Raw genomic sequence first — 17780 nt, 5'->3', positions numbered from 1 at the left:
TGGCAAACGCCGTGATGATGCATATTGCATCACACGCGAACGGTGTTTCGCCTTTCAGGTCACCCGGTCGAAAGCTTTTGTACACGCGACGGCAAGACGCCGGTCTGACCGACGCCTTATGCTCGTCACATATCGACCAGCCGCCTGAGGCGATTATGGTCGATGTACCGATCCGTTCCGGGTTCACATCCCCTTGTGCCGGCGGAACGGGTCGGGCGGGTCTGCGTGCGGTCCCGACAGGGCAGTGTCGGGACCGCACGCGGTTCGTCGCAGTGGCCGGCCGATGGATCAGAACCGGTAGCCGACACCCACGCCGAACAGCCACGGGTCGATGTCGACATCGGCCTTGATCGAGTTGTTGATCGTGACGTCGGTGTTCAGGAACAGCTTCTTCACATCGATATTGGCCACCCAGTGGTCGTCGATCGCGAAGTCGACACCGGCCTGCAGGGCGAAGCCGAAGCCATTGTCATAGTCGATGTCGATGCCGGCCGGGGTGTCCTCGTTGTAGAACACGGTGTAGTTCACGCCGGCGCCGACATAGGGACGGATCTTGCCGTCCGGAATGAAGTGGTACTGCGCAGTCAGGGTGGGGGGCAGCAGCCAGACGCTGCCGAGATCGACGCCGCCGACCGAGGTGCCCTTGGCGCGGACATCATGCTTGGTGGTGCCCAGGATCAGCTCGAAGGCGATGTTCTGGGTGGCGAAATAGGTGATGTCCAGCTCGGGGATGACCGAATTGTCGATCGAGACGTCGCCGCCGATCGGGCTGATCGATGCGCCCTCGTCGGGGACCACGGCCACACCGCGGACACGCAGCATCCAGGGGCTCTTCTCTTCGGCGGCGGCGGGGGCCGCACCGGCAAGAGCGCCGGCAAGAGTGCCGGCGGCGACGAGGGCGGCGAGGCCGGCGGCCTTCAGGGCGCGGGGGGCTTTGTTGAGCGTGGTGGTCATTGATCTGGCCTTCGTTGGCAGCGGTCACCGGCCGGACTGCGGCGGCCTTGTCATGCACGGCCCGCCCTGCAGCCGGTGGTCCGGAACTCTCCGATACGTCACCGGTCGATGGCCCTCATAAAGCGCCTGTGTCCTTTTTCGGGCGTTGATCTGGATCAACCTCCGGCATGGATGCGACCGGATGTCGCGCCGCCTGCGGGCGTCCCGTTCTGGAATTGCCGTTTTTGATCTTGCGCAAGGAAGCCCCGCGGCGGTCCGGGCAGGATCATGGCAATCAAGGTCACGCCCGGAGAGGTGAACGCCCATGGCAACCGTCGTCGAACTCCGCCCCGCCGTGCAGACATCCCGCGCCGCGCCGCGCGGGGACGAGGCGACGCAGACGGCCCTGCGGGCCGCGCGTCTGCCGCGCTATACCAGCTATCCCACCGCCCTGCAGTTCGATGCCGCGGTCGGGCCGGATCAGGCGGCGGCCTGGATGCGGGCGGTGCCGGCGGACGAGCCGGTTTCGATCTATGTCCATGTGCCGTTCTGCGACACGCTGTGCTGGTTCTGCGGCTGCCACACCCGGGTGGTGAATGTGCGCGGACCCATCGAGGCCTATGTCCGCAGCCTGGTGGCCGAGATCGAGATGGTGGCGGAGATGCTGGGCCGGCGGCACCGGGTCAGCCATCTGCATTTCGGCGGCGGCAGCCCGACCATCCTGGAGCCGGGTGACATCGACCTGATCTTCCGGACCCTGACCCGCGCCTTCGACATCGGAACCGATGCCGAAATCGCGCTGGAGATCGATCCGCGCGACCTGGATCCGGCCCGGCTGGATGCCTGGGCGACGGCCGGCGTCAACCGGGCGAGCCTGGGCGTGCAGGATCTGGACCCCGAGGTTCAGAAGGCGATCAACCGCATCCAGCCGGCCGAGGCGACCGCACAGGCGGTGCAGGAACTGCGCGCGCGCGGGATCCATGCGATCAACATCGATCTGGTCCACGGCCTGCCCCACCAGACCGTCGACGGCGTGATCGCCACCGTCGATCAGGTGCTGACCCTGGCCCCCGATCGGGTGGCGCTGTTCGGCTATGCCCATGTGCCGACCATGAAGCCACATCAGCGCCTGGTGCCCGAGCAGGCCCTGCCCGGCGCGGTCGAGCGGCTGGAACAGGCCGAGGCGGCCGCCCGGCGGCTGATCGCGGCCGGCTATGCCGGCATCGGGCTCGACCATTTCGCGCGGCCTGACGATTCGCTGGCGGTGGCCCAGCGTGCCGGCCGGCTGCGGCGCAATTTCCAGGGCTATACCACCGACATGGCGACCGCCATTCTGGGCTTCGGCCCGTCGGCGATCGGCGACCTGCCGGGCGGCTATGTCCAGAACACCACCGATGTCCGGGCCTGGCGCGAGGCGATCGCCGCCGGCCGGCTCGGCACGGTGCGCGGCGTCGCCGTCACCGCCGACGATCTGCTGCGCCGGGCGGTGATCGAGCGGCTGATGTGCGACCACGCGGTCGATGTGGCGGCGGTCGCCGCCGGGCAGGGCCGCGACCCTGCAGAGCTTGCCGATGCCTTTGCGCAGCTGGCGCCGCTGGAGGCGCGGGGCGTGGTGGTGCGCGACGGCTGGCGGCTGACGGTGCCGGCGGGCATGACCCCGGATGTGCAGCGCGTCGCCACCTGCTTCGATGCCTATCTGAACCCGGCGGTGCGGGCGATGGTCGCGGCCGAATAGGGGGCAACCACCCCTTGTCCGGCCGCGACAGGCGGCGTCACTTTGCAGGGAAGAGCGGGTCGAGCGCCTGCGGCATGAAGGCATCGGCCCATTCCTGGACGAAATGTCCGCCGTCTTCGACCTCGATCGGCGGCGGGCAGCCCCGGATCACCTGCTGCAGGGCGGTCATCGCCGGCTTGCCCAGCACCGGGTCGGCCATGCCGATCACCATCGACGACCGGCCCGACCAGTCCGATCGCCACCAGTCGCGGGCGGCACGCGACAGCGGCGCCCCTTCGGCATCCGGATGATCGGGGACCAGCGACGGGAAGACCCGGGCACCCGCCCGATAGCTGTCGTCGGGATAGGGGGCGTCATAGGCGGCGGCCTCTTCCGGCGTCAGATGCGGACAGCCGCGCTGGAAAAGTTTCGAGATCGAGAAATCCGGGCTCTTGGCGACGAAATCGCGCCAGGCCTCGAACCCCTTGCCCAGCGGCCGGTCGCCGGTGCCGAGGGCGGTGTTCATGACCAGAAGCCCCTGGAAGCGTTCCGGCATCTCGGGCGGCAGCGTCAGGCCCAGCAGCCCGCCCCAATCCTGCACCACCAGGATGATGTTGTGGAGGTTCAGCCGCTTGATCAGCTCCACCAGCATGCCGCGGTGAAACAGAAAGCCATAGGCGCGGTCGTCGGTCAGCTTGTCGGAGCGGCCGAAGCCGATCAGATCGGGCGCCACCACCCGGCCGCGCGCGACCAGCTGGGGGATCATGCGGCGATAGAGATAGCTCCAGCTCGGCTGGCCGTGCAGGCAGAGAAAGGTCGGCGCGTCGGCCCCGGCATCGGCGACGGCGGCCGGCTCGTCGACATATGCGATGCGGATGCCTTCATAGCCGGGCAGATCGTCGAGGTAATGCGGCACATAGGACCAGCCGGGCAGGTCCAGGAAGCGCGCATCGGGCGTGCGCAGGATCTGGGTCATCGGGCGTTGTCTCCGGAATGGCTTCTCATGCCGCCGCCGCATGCGGCGGCGGCAGGGCCGGTTGCAGGACGGGGCTCGTCCCGCAATCCAGCATAGGGCATCCGGTTCCGGAGATCAGCCGAGGAGCGTGACCGCGTCTGCGACCAGCCGGGCGGCGATCGCCCACATCACCAGCGCGATGATCCCGTCCAGCACCCGCCAGGCGGCCGGCCGGCGGAACACCGGCACCAGCAGTCGGGCGCCCCAGCCCAGGGCCGCGAACCAGGCGATCGAGGCAATGGCGGCACCGCCCACGAACCACAGCCGTTCCGGCATCGGGTGGCGCCCGGAAATGCTGCCCAGCAGGACGACCGTGTCCAGATAGACATGCGGGTTGAGCAGGGTGACCGCCGCAACGGTCCCGAGTGTCGCGAGAAGCGGGGCAGGGGCCGCTTCGGAGGGCAGGAGACGGCCCGGATGCAGGGCGCGGCGGGCGGCCATCAGGCCATAGATGCCAAGGAAGAGCGCGCCCGCGAGCGACACGTATCCAAGCAGGACCTCGTGACCGGCGATCAGCGAGCCGAGGCCGAGGGCACCGGCGCCGATGAGCAGCGCGTCGGTGGCGGCGCAAAAGGCGACGATCGGCAGGACATGGGCGCGGATCAGGCCCTGGCGGAGGACGAAGGCGTTCTGGGCGCCGATCGCAATGATCAGCCCGGCACCGAGGGCAAAGCCTTCGAGTGCGGTTTCGATGGGAAGCGACATGGAAAACGAAACCCGTCTGCGGGAATGGTCGGGGCCGCCTGTCGATGCACGACATCATCGCCCGCGCCGATCTGTCGGGCGGGGGCGGGCGGCGGGAGGTGCTGGCACGGCAACCGGGCCGTGCGGGCCTCAGACCTTCCGGCGGCTGATTTTCTCGAGATAGGCCGAGACGAGCAGAGCCATGGCGGGGCGGGTTCCGATCGTGGGATCAAGGGGCCGCCACTATGCCCGCCAGGCGGCCCGGCTGCAACGGGGGCGATCGCATGACCCCTTGCCGGAGGGATGTGCAGGCGGTGCAGGGCAGCCCCCGGAGATCTTCCGTTCTGTTTCGTTTGAACTTTCACTTCGGTGCGAACATATTTCGTTTGACGGGGCGGCGCGGGTGATCCGCAGCCCGCCCAGGGCGACCCGACCGGTTGCAGAGGGGCTTCGACGATGTCCGGGCATGTGTATGATCTGGCGGTGATCGGTGGCGGCGTGAATGGCTGCGGCATTGCCCGCGATGCCGCCGGCCGCGGGCTGGATGTGGTGGTGGTGGAGAAGGGCGACCTTGCCGGGGCCACCTCGTCCGCCAGCACCAAGCTGATCCATGGCGGGCTGCGCTATCTGGAACATCGCGAATTCCGGCTGGTGCGCGAGGCGCTGCAGGAACGGGCGGTGCTGCTGGATGCGCTGCCCCACATCGCCTGGCCGCTGCGCTTCGTGCTGCCGCATCATCGGGGCCTGCGGCCGCGCTGGATGATCCGGCTGGGCCTGTTCATCTATGATCATCTGGCCGGCGGCAATGGCGGGCGGCGGAAGCTGCCGGGCACCCGGCGCCTGGATCTGTCGCGGGATGCGGCCGGCCTGCCGCTGAAGGACGACTACCGCACCGCTTTCGAATATTCCGACGCCTGGGTCGACGATGCCCGGCTGGTGGTGCTGAACGCGCTCGATGCGCAGGAAAACGGCGCCCGCATCCTGACCCGCACCGAATTCACCGCCGCCGATCGCGGCGCCGATCTCTGGACGCTGTCGCTGCGCGATGTGGAGACGGGGGAGGTTTCGACCATCCGCGCCCGGGCGGTGGTCAATGCCGCCGGCCCCTGGGTCGCGGAAACCCTGGTCGACCGGCTGAAGGTGAAGACGCCCGAGCGGGTGCGTCTGGTGCGGGGCAGCCATATCGTGGTGCCCCGGCTGTTCGACCACGACCGCGCCTATATCTTCCAGAATGCCGACAACCGCATCGTCTTCGCCATTCCTTACGAGGGTGACTTCACCCTGATCGGCACCACCGATGCCGATCACAAGGGTGACCCGGGCCGGGTCGCGATCACGCCTGAAGAGGTCGACTATCTCTGCCGGGCGGTTTCGGGCTATTTCCGGCGCCCGGTCACGCCCGAGATGGTGGTCTGGACCTATTCCGGTGTTCGCCCGCTTTATGACGACGGGGCGAGCAAGGCGCAGGAAGCGACCCGCGACTATGTGCTGACGGTGGATACCGCGGGGGCGCCGGTGATCAGTGCCTTCGGCGGCAAGATCACCACCTTCCGCCGCCTGGCCGAGGCGACGCTGGCGAAGCTGGAGCCGCTGCTGCCGGCACGCACCGACGGCCGGGCGCTGCGCGGCCCCTGGACCGCCGATGCGCCGCTGCCCGGCGGCCGCCTGCCCGCCGGCGGGGTCGAGGCGCTGGTGCAGAGCCTGGCGCTCAGCCATCCCGTGCTGGACGAACGGACCCGCCGGCGTCTGGCCCGCGCCTATGGCGGCTATGTCCATCGCGTGATCGGCGATGCGGCGGCCGACCCGTCGGCGCTGGGCGAGCATTTCGGGGCCGGTCTCCATGCCCGCGAGGTTGCCTGGCTGATGGATCATGAATGGGCGCGCACGGCAGAGGATGTCCTCTGGCGGCGCACCAAGCTGGGTCTCAGGATCGATGCCGCGGGTGTCCGCCGGCTCGATGCCTGGATGCAGGCCCGCCGCTCGGCGCGTCTTGCGGCGTGAGCGTGCGGCTGCAGCAGAGCGGTGCCCGGGCAACCGGCACCACCGGACTTGCCGGGGCCCCGTCCCCCGGCCCAAACTGACGCCTGAAACGACCGGGGCGGCCCAAGCCCCGGCGTGCCGGGCGTGCGGGGGGAGCATTCGCATGGCCGGCACAGCTTCCGAGGAGGATCGCCGTCCCCATGCCCGCCAACCGCAAAGACGATGTTGCCCGTGAAGGTCTGATCCTGGCGCTCGACCAGGGAACCACATCGACCCGCGCCATGCTGTTCAACCAGGACATGCAGGTGGTCGCGACCGACCAGCAGGAATTTCCCCAGCACTTCCCCGCCTCCGGCCATGTCGAACATGATGCCGAGGATCTGTGGCGGACCAGCGTCGAGACCATGCGCGGTGCGCTGGCGAAGGCCGGTGTGGAGGCGGCAGCACTTGCCGGTATCGGCATCACCAACCAGCGTGAAACCACGGTGGTCTGGGATCGCGAGACCGGGCGGGCCATCCATCCGGCCATCGTCTGGCAGGACCGGCGCACGGCGCGGATCTGCGGCGATCTGAAGCGTGACGGGCATGAACAGCTGGTCCGCGACCGTTCGGGCCTGCTGCTCGATCCCTATTTCTCGGCGACCAAGGCCTCGTGGATCCTGGACAAGGTGCCGGGTGCCAGGGCGGCGGCAGAGGCGGGCAAACTCGCCTTCGGCACGGTCGATGCCTTCCTGATCTGGCGGATGACCGGCGGCCGGGTGCATGCGACCGATGCGACCAACGCCTCGCGCACCATGCTCTACGACATCCATCGCGGCGCCTGGTGCCCGGATCTCTGCAAGGTCTTCGGCGTGCCGATGGGCATGCTGCCCGAGGTGCGCGACAGCGCCGGTGATTTCGGTGAAACCCTGCCCGACCTGCTGGGCGTGCCGGTGCCGATCCGTGGTGTCGCCGGCGATCAGCAGGCGGCGACCACCGGTCAGGCCTGTTTCAGGCCCGGCATGGTCAAGGCGACCTATGGCACCGGCTGCTTCGCCCTGCTGGTGACCGGCAATCAGTCGGTGCGGTCGCGCAACCGGCTGCTGACCACGGTCGCGCTGCAGCTGAACGGCCGGCGCAGCTATGCGCTGGAAGGCTCGATCTTCGTGGCCGGCGCCGCGGTGCAGTGGCTGCGCGACGGGCTGGGACTGATCGAGACTTCCGCCCAGACCGAAGTGCTGGCGGCAGAGGCCGATCCGGCGCAGAGCGTCTATCTGGTGCCGGCCTTCACCGGTCTCGGCGCGCCGCATTGGGATGCCGATGCCCGCGGTGCGATGTTCGGCCTGACCCGGGCCACCGGCCCGCGCGAGATTGCGCGCGCGGTGCTGGACTCGGTCGCCTATCAGACCCGCGATCTGGTCGAGGCGATGCGTGGCGACTGGGAGGGGGACGGGTTTTCCGAAACCGTGCTGCGCGTCGATGGCGGCATGGTCGCCAGCGACTGGCTGATGCAGCGTCTGGCCGACATGCTGGCAACCCCCGTCGACCGGCCGAAGCTGCGCGAGACCACCGCGATGGGGGCCGCCTATCTGGCCGGCCTCGCGACCGGCGTCTACCCCGAGCCGGATGTCTTCGCCGAAGGCTGGGCGCTGGACCGGCGCTTCGAGCCGGGCATGGCCGAGGCCGAGCGCGAGCGGCTTTACGGCGGCTGGCAGGATGCCGTGCGCCGGACGCTGACCCGCAGCTGACGGGCCGTCACGGCTGCGGCTCCACCGCTCCGGCGGGGTGGCGCGAACGGGGGATCCGCCCTATTCTGATGGGGGTGCGGATCCGCCCGTTCACGTTGCCTTGCGGGGTGATGCCTGACGATGGTCAACGACGTTCTGAAGCTGGTCCTGAGCGGGGCCGAAAGACGACCGTCGCCGGTGATGTCCCGGCGCCTGGACGCCTTGTTCCGCGCCTTGCAGACGCCCACGGATGACCGTGATCCCGAGGACATCCAGGCGATGATCTGGGCGCTGTGGTGCGAGCATCACGACCCGGATGCGACCCGTGCGCTGTCGCGGGCGATCGATGCCATGGTCGCCGGCCGGCTGGTGGTGGCGGAAGGCGTGCTGGACCGCACCGTGCTGCGCTGGCCCGATTTCGCCGAGGCCTGGAACCGCCGCGCCACGCTCTACTACATGCAGGAACGCGACCAGGAGAGCCTGGAGGACATCCGCACGGCGCTGGAGCTGGAACCCCGCCATTTCGGTGCGATCTGCGGCTTCGGCCAGATCTGCATGCGCCGCGGGGATCGCACCGCGGCACTCGCCGCCTTCGAAACCGCGCTCCGGCTCAACCCCTATCTGGCCAATGTCCGCCAGATGGTCGAAGCCCTGGCCGAGGATCTGCCGCGCACGGTGAACTGACACCGTGATCAATTGGTGAAAAGACGCGCCAGCCGCACGCGATCGAATGGGCAACACTTGAAGATGATGCGCAGATGGGCGAGGTTTCTCGTCGTTCCGCATCATGTAGCCCATCATCCGGAAGGACCGGTATGCGCGTCGGCAGCCTCGTTGCGTCCCTGCTCGCAGCTCTTGCGCTTGCGGCCTGTTCCTCCTCGCGCGAGAGCCTGCCGTCCAGGACGGCGACCGAGCAGCTGCTGCTGTCGTCGGCGGTCGACAGGGCGGCGCAGGAACTGACCCTGGACCTGCCGCAGGATGCCCCGGTCTTCCTCGACACCACCAATTTCGAGGCCATCGACGGCAAGTATGCGATCGGGGCCGTGCGCGAACAGCTGCTGCGCCGCGGCGCCCGGCTGATGCCCGACCGGGCGCTTGCCGATGTCGTGATCGAGATCCGTTCGGGCGCGCTGTCGATCGATGACGAAAGCTCGCTGCTCGGTCTGCCGGCGATCGACATTCCCGTGCCGATGAGCGATGTCAGCACGCCCGAACTGGCGCTGGTGAAGCGCGACGAGCGCCGCGGCACGGTCAAGCTCGCCGCCGTCGCCTACGACGCCCATGACGGCCGCTTCGTCGACGCGACCGGCCCGGTCTACGGCTATTCGCACATCACCGACTGGACGGTGCTGGTGTTCTCGTGGACCAGCAGCGATGTGCTGCCGGAAGAGCAGCACGTGCCGGCGATCACCGCCAGCCTCAGGGATTTCGGCCTGGCGAGCGCGCCGGAGGATTGAGACCGGCCGGCGGCCCTGCGGCACTTTTTTATGCCCCGTTTACGCAGTCGGACCAGGATCGCCATCGCGATTTTACGGCCCTCCGGCCGACACTCCATCCTGACGGGAGCGTCCTCTTGCGGTCGCTCCGCACATCAAGGATCGGAGCCATGATGGACATTCTGATGCTGGCGCTGGGATCCGGGCTGTTCGGCCTGGCAGCTCTCGCAGCCGTCGGGATCGCACGGCTATGACCCCCCTGCCTGAACCGGGGCTGGTCGATCTGATCGGGTTGATTCTGGGCGGCCTGGCCGTTGCGGCGCTGGCCGCATGGCTCACCGCCGTTCTGATCCGCCCCGATCGCTGATCCCGCCCCTGAGACGGATCCCGCCATCCCATGACATCGACGGATTTCGGGCGGATCGCGCTTTATCTCGCGATCCTGGCCCTGATCGCGGTGCCGCTCGGCCGCTGGACGGTCGCCGCCGCGTCTTCCTCCGGCCGTTTGGGCCGCGTCTTTGCGCCGGTCGAGGCCGGCATCCTCAGCCTGTCGGGCGTGCGTGCCGGCCGTGAAAGCAGCTGGCTCGGCTATGCGCTGGGGCTGATCGCCTTCAACTATGCCGGCTTTCTGCTGCTCTATGGGGTGCTGCGCCTCCAGGGCGTGCTGCCCTGGAACCCGGCCGGCATTCCGCCCCTCGATCCGGCGGTCGCCTTCAACACCGCGATCAGCTTCGTCACCAACACCAACTGGCAGGCCTATTCGGGGGAGGCGCAGCTGTCCTCCTTCTCGCAGGCCTTGGGGCTGGGGGTGCAGAACTTCCTGTCGGCGGCCACCGGCATTGCGGTGATGGTGGCGCTGGCCCGCGGCTTTGCCCGCGCCGAGACGCCGACCATCGGCTGCCCGACGACCGACGTCACCCGCATCACGCTGCGCCTGCTGCTGCCGCTGGCGGTTGCGGTGACCATCCTTCTGGTGCTGCAGGGCGTGCCGCAGGTGATGACCGGCACGCTGGCATCCATGGGTCTCGACGGTCATGCCCAGGCCATTCCGCTCGGGCCCGTGGCCTCGCAGGTGGCGATCAAGCAGCTCGGCACCAATGGCGGCGGCTTCTACGGCGTCAATTCCGCCCATCCGCTGGAAAACCCGACCGCCTGGTCGAACCTGATCGAGGTGGTGGCGATTCTGGCGCTGCCGGCGGCGATGCCCTTCGCTTTCGGCCGTCTTGCCGGCGATCCGCGCCAGGGTCGGGCGCTGTTCCTTGCCATGCTGATCCCCTTCGCCGTCTTTGTGGGGCTGACCGTCTGGGCGGAGACGACCGGCAACCCGATCCATCACGCGCTGGGCCTCGCCGGTCCCAATATGGAAGGCAAGGAGGTTCGCTTCGGGGCCGCCGACAGCGCCATCTGGGCGGCGGCGACCACGGCCGCGTCCAATGGCTCGGTCAATGCCATGCATGACAGCTTCACGCCGCTCGGCGGCATGGTCGCCATGATCGGCATGATGCTGGGCGAGGTGATCTTCGGCGGCGTCGGCAGCGGGCTTTACGGGCTGGTGATCTTCGCGGTGATCGCGGTTTTCGCCGCCGGGCTGATGGTCGGCCGCACGCCCGAATACATGGGCAAGAAGATCGAGGCGCGCGAGATGACGCTGGCGATGCTGGCGCTGATCGGCCTTGCGGTCGCGATGCTGGTCCCGGCCGCCCTTTCGGCCGTGCTGCCCGCGGGCCGTGCCGCCGTGCAGGATGCCGGACCGCATGGCCTGTCCGAGATCCTGTATGCCTATGCTTCGGCGGCCGGCAATAACGGCTCGGCTTTCGCGGGCTTCGGCGCCGCCCGGACCTTCCATGCCATCGCCGTCGGCATCGCGATGATGATCGGCCGCTATCTGCCGGTGGTGGTGGTGCTGGCGATCGCCGGCAGCCTGGCCGCCAAGAAGAAGATCCCGGCCACTGCCGGCACCCTGCCGACCCATGGTCCGCTCTTCATCGGCCTGCTGATCGGCACGGTCGCGATCATCGGCGGTCTCACCTATTTCCCGGCGCTCGCGCTGGGCCCCGTCGCGGAGCATCTGTCCATGCTCCTCGGCCGGACGTTCTGACGGAACCCGCTCCCATGCGCACATCCGAGGACATCCGCCTCGCCGACCCGGCGCTGCTGTCGCGCGCCGCCCGCGAGGCCTTCACCAAGCTCGCACCGCATGCCCTTGCCGGCAATCCGGTGATGCTGACCACCGCCGTGGTCGCAGCCGTCGCGACCATCCTGGCCGTGATCGATCTTGCAAGCGGCGGCCCCCATGGTGCGGTGCTGGCGCAGATCTGCCTCTGGCTTTGGGCGACGGTGCTGTTCGGCAATTTCGCCGAGGCGCTGGCCGAGGGCCGCGGCCGGGCCCGCGCCGACAGCCTGCGCGCCACCCAGTCCGAGACGCCGGCAAAGCTGCTGCCTGCCATGCCGCGCGGCGATGCCCGCATCCATGACTGGCGCGCGGTGTCGTCCCGCGATCTCGACCCCGATGATCTGGTCTATGTCGAGGCGGGCGACATCGTGCCCGCCGATGGCGAGGTCGTCGCCGGCATCGCCTCGGTCGACGAAAGCGCCATCACCGGCGAAAGCGCGCCGGTGATCCGCGAAAGCGGCGGCGACCGCTCGGCGGTCACAGGCGGCACCCGGGTGGTGTCGGATGCGATCGTGGTACGCGTCACCCAGCGGCCGGGCGAAAGCTTCCTCGACCGGATGATCGGTCTGGTCGAGGGCGCGACGCGGCGCAAGACGCCGAACGAGATCGCGCTCACCATCCTGCTGGTCTCGCTGACGCTCATCTTCCTGATCGTGGTGGCCAGCCTCGAAGCCTTCGCGGCCTTCTCGGGCCGGCTGATCCCGGTCGGCTTCCTGATCGCGCTGCTGGTCACACTCATCCCCACCACCATCGGCGGTCTGCTCTCGGCCATCGGCATCGCCGGCATGGACCGGTTGATCCGCGCCGGCGTCGTGGCCCGGTCGGGCCGCGCGGTCGAGGCGGCGGGCGATGTCGACGTGCTGCTGCTGGACAAGACCGGCACCATCACCTTCGGCAACCGCATGGCCGATGCCTTCCTGCCCCTGCCCGGTGTGGGGGAAGCGCGGCTGGCAGAGGTTGCGGCGCTCGCCAGCCTTGGCGACGAAACGCCCGAGGGCCGCTCGATCCTCGACCTGGCGCGCAAGGCCCACGGTTTCCATGCCGGGGCGGCGGAGGTGGCGCGCATGGTGCCGTTCACCGCCCAGACCCGGATTTCCGGCGCGGACCTGAATGACGGCCGCCGGCTGCGCAAGGGCGCGGGCGATGCGATCCTGAAACAGGCCAAGGGCAGCGTCCCGCCCCAGCTCGGCCATCTGGTCGATCAGGTCGCGCGCAGCGGCGGCACGCCGCTGGTGGTGGCGGAAGACGACCGGCCGCTGGGCGTCATCCACCTGAAGGATGTGATCAAGCCCGGCATCCGCGAGCGCTTTTCGGAACTGCGGCGGATGGGCATCCGCACGGTGATGATCACCGGCGACAACCCGATCACGGCGGCGGCGATCGCGGCCGAAGCCGGCGTCGACGACGTGCTGGCCGAGGCCACGCCCGAACGCAAGCTGGAGCTGATCCGCGCCGAACAGGCCAGGGGCCGGATGGTCGCGATGTGCGGCGACGGCTCCAACGATGCGCCGGCGCTGGCCCAGGCCGATGTCGGCGTGGCGATGAACGAGGGCACGCCGGCCGCCAAGGAGGCGGCCAATCTGATCGATCTCGACAGCGACCCCACCAAGCTGATCGAGGTGGTGATGGTCGGCAAGCAGCTGCTGGTCAGCCGCGGTGCCCTCACCACCTTCTCGATCGCCAATGACGTGGCGAAGTATTTCGCCATCGTCCCGGCGCTGTTCGCCGGGGTGTATCCGGCGCTGGGCGCGCTCGACATCATGCGGCTCTCAAGCCCCGAAAGCGCGATCCTCTCGGCGGTCATCTTCAACGCCCTGATCATCGTGGCGCTGGTGCCGCTGGCGCTCAAGGGCGTTGCGGCGCGGGCCAGCTCGGCCGCGGCCCTGCTGCGCCGGAACCTGCTGATCTATGGCCTGGGCGGGCTGATCGCGCCCTTCATCGGCATCAAGGCGATCGACATGATCGTCTCGGGCCTCGGTCTGGTCTGAGCGAGGGAGACAGTCTTATGCTGCACCCCATGTTGCGCAACATCCGCCGGGCGGTGGTGCCGCTCGCGCTGTTCTCGGGCCTGCTCGGCCTCGCCTATCCACTGGCCATGGCCGGCCTTGCCGGGGCGATCGCGCCCCGGCAGGCGGCGGGCAGCCCGGTCACCGATGCGGCCGGGCGGGTGGTCGGCTCGGCGCTGGTCGGCCAGGCGTTCACCTCTCCCGGCTATTTCCATGGCCGCCCCTCTGCCGTCGACTACGACGCGGCGGCGGCCGGCGCCTCCAATCTCGGGCCGACCTCGGCCGCGCTGGCGGCAGAGATCCGCGACCGCATCGCCGCGGTCAGGGCAGAGACGGGGACGGGCGGCGCGGTCCCGGGCGATCTGGTGACGGCCTCGGGATCGGGGCTCGACCCGGATCTGTCGCCCGACGCGGTGCGGCTGCAGATCCCGCGGGTGGCGAAGGCCCGGCAGATGGCGCCCGATGCCCTGGCGGCGCTGGTGGCTGCCCATGTCGAGCGGCCGGTCGCCGGGCTGATCGGCCAGCCGCGGGTCAACCTGCTGCGGCTCAACATGGCACTCGACGCCATGGCCGGCCCCGGGGCAGGCTGAGCCTGAAGCTCCGCCGTGGAGAGCCCGATGACCAGAGACGCCGACAGACCCGCCCCCGAGGCGCTGATCGAGGATGCGAAGCGCGAGCGCCGCGGCCGGCTCAAGATCTTCCTGGGCGCCGCCCCCGGCGTGGGCAAGACCTATGCGATGCTGGAAGAGGCGCAGCGTCGCCGTGCGGAAGGGACCGATGTCGCGGTGGCGGTGGTCGAGACCCATGGCCGGGCCGAGACCGAGGCGCTGCTGCGCGGGCTGGAGGTGATCCCGCGCCGGATCCTGACCCATCGCGGCCGGAGCTTCCCCGAGATGGATCTGGATGCGGTGCTGGCGCGCCGCCCGGCCCTGGCCCTGGTCGATGAATTCGCCCACACCAACGTGCCGGGGGCGCGCCACGAAAAGCGCTTCCAGGATGTGGCCGAACTGATCGATGCCGGCATCGACGTGCTGACCACGCTCAACGTCCAGCATCTGGAAAGCCTGAACGACATCGTCCAGCGCATCACCCGCATCCGGGTGCGCGAGACCCTGCCCGACGACGTGCTGGCGATGGCCGACGAGATCGAGCTGATCGATCTGCCGCCCGACGATCTGATCCGGCGCCTGCGCGAAGGCAAGGTCTATCTGGGTGATCAGGCGCGGCGGGCGGTGCTGCATTTCTTCAGTCGCGGCAATCTGACGGCGCTGCGCGAGCTGGCGCTGCGCGCGGCCGCCGAGCGGGTCGATGAAGAGATGATCCGCTATATGCGCGCCCATGCCGTGCCCGGCCCCTGGCCGGCGCGGGAGCGGCTGATGGTCTGTATCGGCACGGGGGCAGAGGCCGAGGCGGTGGTCCGCGCCGGCCGGCGCATGGCCGACCGCGCGCGGCTGCCCTGGATCGCGGTTCATGTCGAGACCGGGGCCGGCGCCGCGTCTGCCGGTGATTACACCCCCCAGGACCGCGCCAACCGGGCCCTGAGGCTGGCCGAGCGGCTGGGGGCGGAGGTGACCGTGCTGCCGCGGCCGGTCCATGCCCGCCGGCTGGCCGACGAGCTGGTGGCGCTGGCGCGGGAGCGCAATGTCAGCCGGATCGTGATCGGCCGCGCGCCCCGTCGGCCCTGGTGGCGGCGCCTGGGGGCAGGCGGCGGGCTGGCCGAGGCGCTGGTCAGCCGGGCGACCGGCTTCGAATTGACCGTCATCGCCGCCGAGACCGGGACGACCGCCGCCGCAGCCGAACCCGGCCGTCTGCAGGCGGAGGCCCCGGGGCCGCATTTCGGGCCGCGGGAACTGGCGCTGATCGGCGTGTCGGTCGCCGCCGCCGCCTTGGTCTCGACCCTGGTCGAGATGATCCTGCCTTTGCCCAATGTGTCGCTGGTCTTCCTGATCGCGGTGCTGGTGGTGGCGGTGCGCGGCGGGCTCTGGCCCTCGATCGCGGCCAGCGTGCTCAGCTTCTTCGCCTACAATTTCTTCTTCACCGTGCCCCACCACACGTTTCAGGTGTCGCGGACCGAGGACATCCTGACCATCGTCTTCTTCCTGATCGCGGCGGCGCTGACCGGCAATCTCGCCGGCCGGCTGCGGGAGCGGGTGCAGGCGGAGCGGCAGGCGGCGCGGCGGGTCGGCAATCTGTATGATTTCGCCCGCAAGGCCGCCGGGGCGGCCGATGTCGACGATGTCGCCTGGGCGGTGGTCTCCCATGTCGCCCGCACGCTGCAATGCGATGCGGTGCTGCTGCTGCCGGAACCCGATGGCGGGCTCAGGATCGGCGCCGGCTTTCCCCCTGAGGACCGGCTGACCCCCGCCAACCGGGCGGCGGCGGAATGGGCCTGGCGGCACGAGCGGCCGGCGGGCTGGTCTTCCGACACGCTGCCGGCATCCGACTGGCTGTTCGTGCCGATGAAGGCCGCGCGGGGGCCCGTGGGGCTGGTCGGCGTCTCGTTCGGCGGGCGCGACGGCCGGCCGAAACAGCTGGGCCCCGAACAGCGCCGGCTGCTGGAGGCGGTGGTCGATCAGGCGGCGCTTGCCGTCGACCGTACCCTGCTCGCGGCGGATATCGAGCGGGAACGGCTGAAGGGCGAGGCGGATGCCCTGCGGGCGGCCCTGCTCTCATCCATCAGCCATGATCTGCGCACGCCGCTGGTTTCGATCATCGGCGCCGCCTCCAGCCTGAAGAGCCTGGGGGAGGCGCTGGATCCCGGCGCCCGCGGCGAGTTGGCCGACACCATCCACGACGAGGCGAGGCGGCTGGATGCCTATGTCCAGAACCTGCTCGACATGACCCGGCTCGGCCATGGCGCGCTGGCACTGCGTCGCGACTGGGTGGATCTGGCGGAACTGGCCGGGCGGGTGCGCGGCCGGCTGGCCAGGCAGCTGGGCGGGCGGCAGCTGGACGTGGTGGTGCCCGAAGGCCTGCCGCTGCTTCATGTCGATGCGGTGCTGATGGAACAGGTGCTGGTCAATCTGGTCGACAACGCGGTCAAGCATGGCGGGCCGGATGGCCGGATCACCATCGCCGCCGCCCTTGCCGATCGCGGCCGCAGCATCGACGTCCGGGTGGAGGATGACGGGCCGGGCATCCCCGAAGCGGATCGGGAGGCCGTGTTCGACATGTTCCACCGGGTGAAGGCGGGCGACAGCCAGCCGGCCGGCACCGGGCTCGGGCTTGCGATCTGTCGCGGCTTCGTCGAGGCTCATGGCGGCACGATCCGTGCCGAGGCCGGTGCCGGTGGCCAGGGCACCCGAATCGTGATCCGCCTGACCGTCGCGGAGCCGCCGGCCCCGCCGCCCGAAGATGCCGAGTGACGCCCCCTCATCGGAGAGACGATGCCCGTCGACATGAACACGGCCCGCATTCTGGTGGTCGACGACGAACCCCAGATCCGCCGCTTTCTCAAGATCGCGCTCGGCGCCGCCGGCTTCGAGGTGATCGAGGCGGCGACGGGGGAGGAGGCGGTCCGGGCCGCGGCGACCCTGGCGCCGGCGATGATCGTGCTGGATCTGGGCCTGCCCGATATCGACGGCACCGAGGTGATCGGCCGGATCCGCGACTGGTCGGGTGTACCGATTCTGGTTCTGTCGGTGCGGGCCGACGAGGCCGGCAAGGTGGCGGCGCTGGATCGGGGGGCGGATGATTACGTCACCAAGCCCTTCGGCATCGCCGAACTCACCGCCCGCATCCGGGCGACGCTGCGGGCGCGCGGCACCGCACCGGCCCAGCCGGGGCAGATCCCGGCCGCGCCTGATGACGAGGCACTGATCCGCATCGGCACCCGGATCACCATCGATCAGCCCCGCCATGAAGTGACGCTCGACGGTCAGCCGGTGAAGCTCAGCCGGCGGGAATACGACCTGCTGCGCATCCTGGCCCGCAATCGCGGCCGGATGATGACCCATGCCCAGCTGCTGCGCGAGGTCTGGGGGCCGGCGCACGAGGCCGACACCCATTATCTGCGGATCTATGTCGGCCATCTGCGCCAGAAGCTGGGCGACGACCCCGCCGATCCGAAGCTGATCGTCAACGAACCCGGCGTCGGCTACCGGCTGGAGGGAGGCTGAAGACGGGGCCGGGCG

14 protein-coding genes are annotated in these 17780 nt (G+C 69.6%); 11 read left to right on the top strand and 3 right to left on the bottom strand.

The genetic code is table 11. From position 1 onward, the window contains the following. Positions 1-288: 288 nt before the first annotated feature. On the bottom strand, positions 289-954 hold the full coding sequence (locus tag WI697_RS12890) for an OmpW/AlkL family protein (protein WP_345958731.1): 666 nt from the start codon (positions 952-954) through the stop codon (positions 289-291). A 304-nt stretch (positions 955-1258) separates the two neighbouring features. Between WI697_RS12890 and hemN the strand changes: the two genes are divergently transcribed. Then, a complete protein-coding gene (gene hemN / locus WI697_RS12885) occupies positions 1259-2668 on the top strand; it encodes an oxygen-independent coproporphyrinogen III oxidase (RefSeq protein ID WP_345958730.1) in 1410 nt (469 codons plus the stop codon). A gap of 37 nt (positions 2669-2705) precedes the next feature. On the opposite strand, the gene WI697_RS12880 is transcribed toward hemN, so the two are convergent. Together WI697_RS12880 and WI697_RS12875 are read right to left on the bottom strand one after the other, a co-directional pair. After that, positions 2706-3623, bottom strand: coding sequence for a haloalkane dehalogenase (locus WI697_RS12880; RefSeq protein WP_062761602.1), 918 nt, complete (start codon positions 3621-3623; stop codon positions 2706-2708). A 114-nt stretch (positions 3624-3737) separates the two neighbouring features. Next, complete coding sequence (locus WI697_RS12875; RefSeq protein WP_345958729.1) at positions 3738-4367, bottom strand: LysE/ArgO family amino acid transporter; 630 nt, start codon at positions 4365-4367, stop codon at positions 3738-3740. Positions 4368-4802: 435 nt separating this feature from the next. On the opposite strand from WI697_RS12875, the gene glpD reads away from it, so the two are divergent. The 10 genes from glpD (at position 4803) to WI697_RS12825 (ending at position 17765) form a co-directional block, all read left to right on the top strand. Beyond that, a complete protein-coding gene (gene glpD, locus WI697_RS12870; RefSeq protein ID WP_345958728.1) occupies positions 4803-6347 on the top strand; it encodes a glycerol-3-phosphate dehydrogenase in 1545 nt (514 codons plus the stop codon). A gap of 179 nt (positions 6348-6526) precedes the next feature. After that, positions 6527-8053 carry a glycerol kinase GlpK gene (gene glpK, locus WI697_RS12865; protein ID WP_296714031.1) on the top strand — a complete coding sequence of 509 codons (1527 nt, stop codon included), beginning with the start codon at positions 6527-6529 and terminating at the stop codon, positions 8051-8053. 120 nt (positions 8054-8173) lie between these two features. After that, a complete protein-coding gene (locus tag WI697_RS12860; protein ID WP_345958727.1) occupies positions 8174-8716 on the top strand; it encodes a tetratricopeptide repeat protein in 543 nt (180 codons plus the stop codon). A 131-nt stretch (positions 8717-8847) separates the two neighbouring features. Then, positions 8848-9489, top strand: coding sequence for a DUF6655 family protein (locus WI697_RS12855; protein WP_062761597.1), 642 nt, complete (start codon positions 8848-8850; stop codon positions 9487-9489). 229 nt (positions 9490-9718) lie between these two features. After that, the gene (locus WI697_RS12850) at positions 9719-9835 is read left to right on the top strand and encodes a potassium-transporting ATPase subunit F (protein WP_145978049.1); all 117 of its coding nucleotides are present in this window, start codon (positions 9719-9721) and stop codon (positions 9833-9835) included. A gap of 30 nt (positions 9836-9865) precedes the next feature. Further along, complete coding sequence (gene kdpA / locus WI697_RS12845) at positions 9866-11566, top strand: potassium-transporting ATPase subunit KdpA (RefSeq protein ID WP_345958726.1); 1701 nt, start codon at positions 9866-9868, stop codon at positions 11564-11566. A gap of 14 nt (positions 11567-11580) precedes the next feature. Next, the gene (kdpB, locus tag WI697_RS12840) at positions 11581-13629 is read left to right on the top strand and encodes a potassium-transporting ATPase subunit KdpB (RefSeq protein WP_345958725.1); all 2049 of its coding nucleotides are present in this window, start codon (positions 11581-11583) and stop codon (positions 13627-13629) included. A 29-nt stretch (positions 13630-13658) separates the two neighbouring features. Continuing rightward, a complete protein-coding gene (kdpC, locus tag WI697_RS12835; protein ID WP_345958752.1) occupies positions 13659-14237 on the top strand; it encodes a potassium-transporting ATPase subunit KdpC in 579 nt (192 codons plus the stop codon). A 27-nt stretch (positions 14238-14264) separates the two neighbouring features. Further along, a complete protein-coding gene (locus WI697_RS12830) occupies positions 14265-17012 on the top strand; it encodes a sensor histidine kinase KdpD (RefSeq protein WP_345958724.1) in 2748 nt (915 codons plus the stop codon). A gap of 21 nt (positions 17013-17033) precedes the next feature. Next, positions 17034-17765: a response regulator transcription factor gene (locus WI697_RS12825; protein ID WP_345958723.1), complete on the top strand. Its 732-nt coding sequence runs from the start codon at positions 17034-17036 to the stop codon at positions 17763-17765. Positions 17766-17780 lie beyond the last annotated feature (15 nt).

Origin of the sequence: Tistrella mobilis, from assembly GCF_039634785.1 — a bacterium.
Classification (GTDB): Bacteria; Pseudomonadota; Alphaproteobacteria; order Tistrellales; family Tistrellaceae; genus Tistrella; species Tistrella mobilis.
Note: the sequence above shows the minus strand (reverse complement) of the source record. Positions and strands in the feature narration are given on the sequence as shown.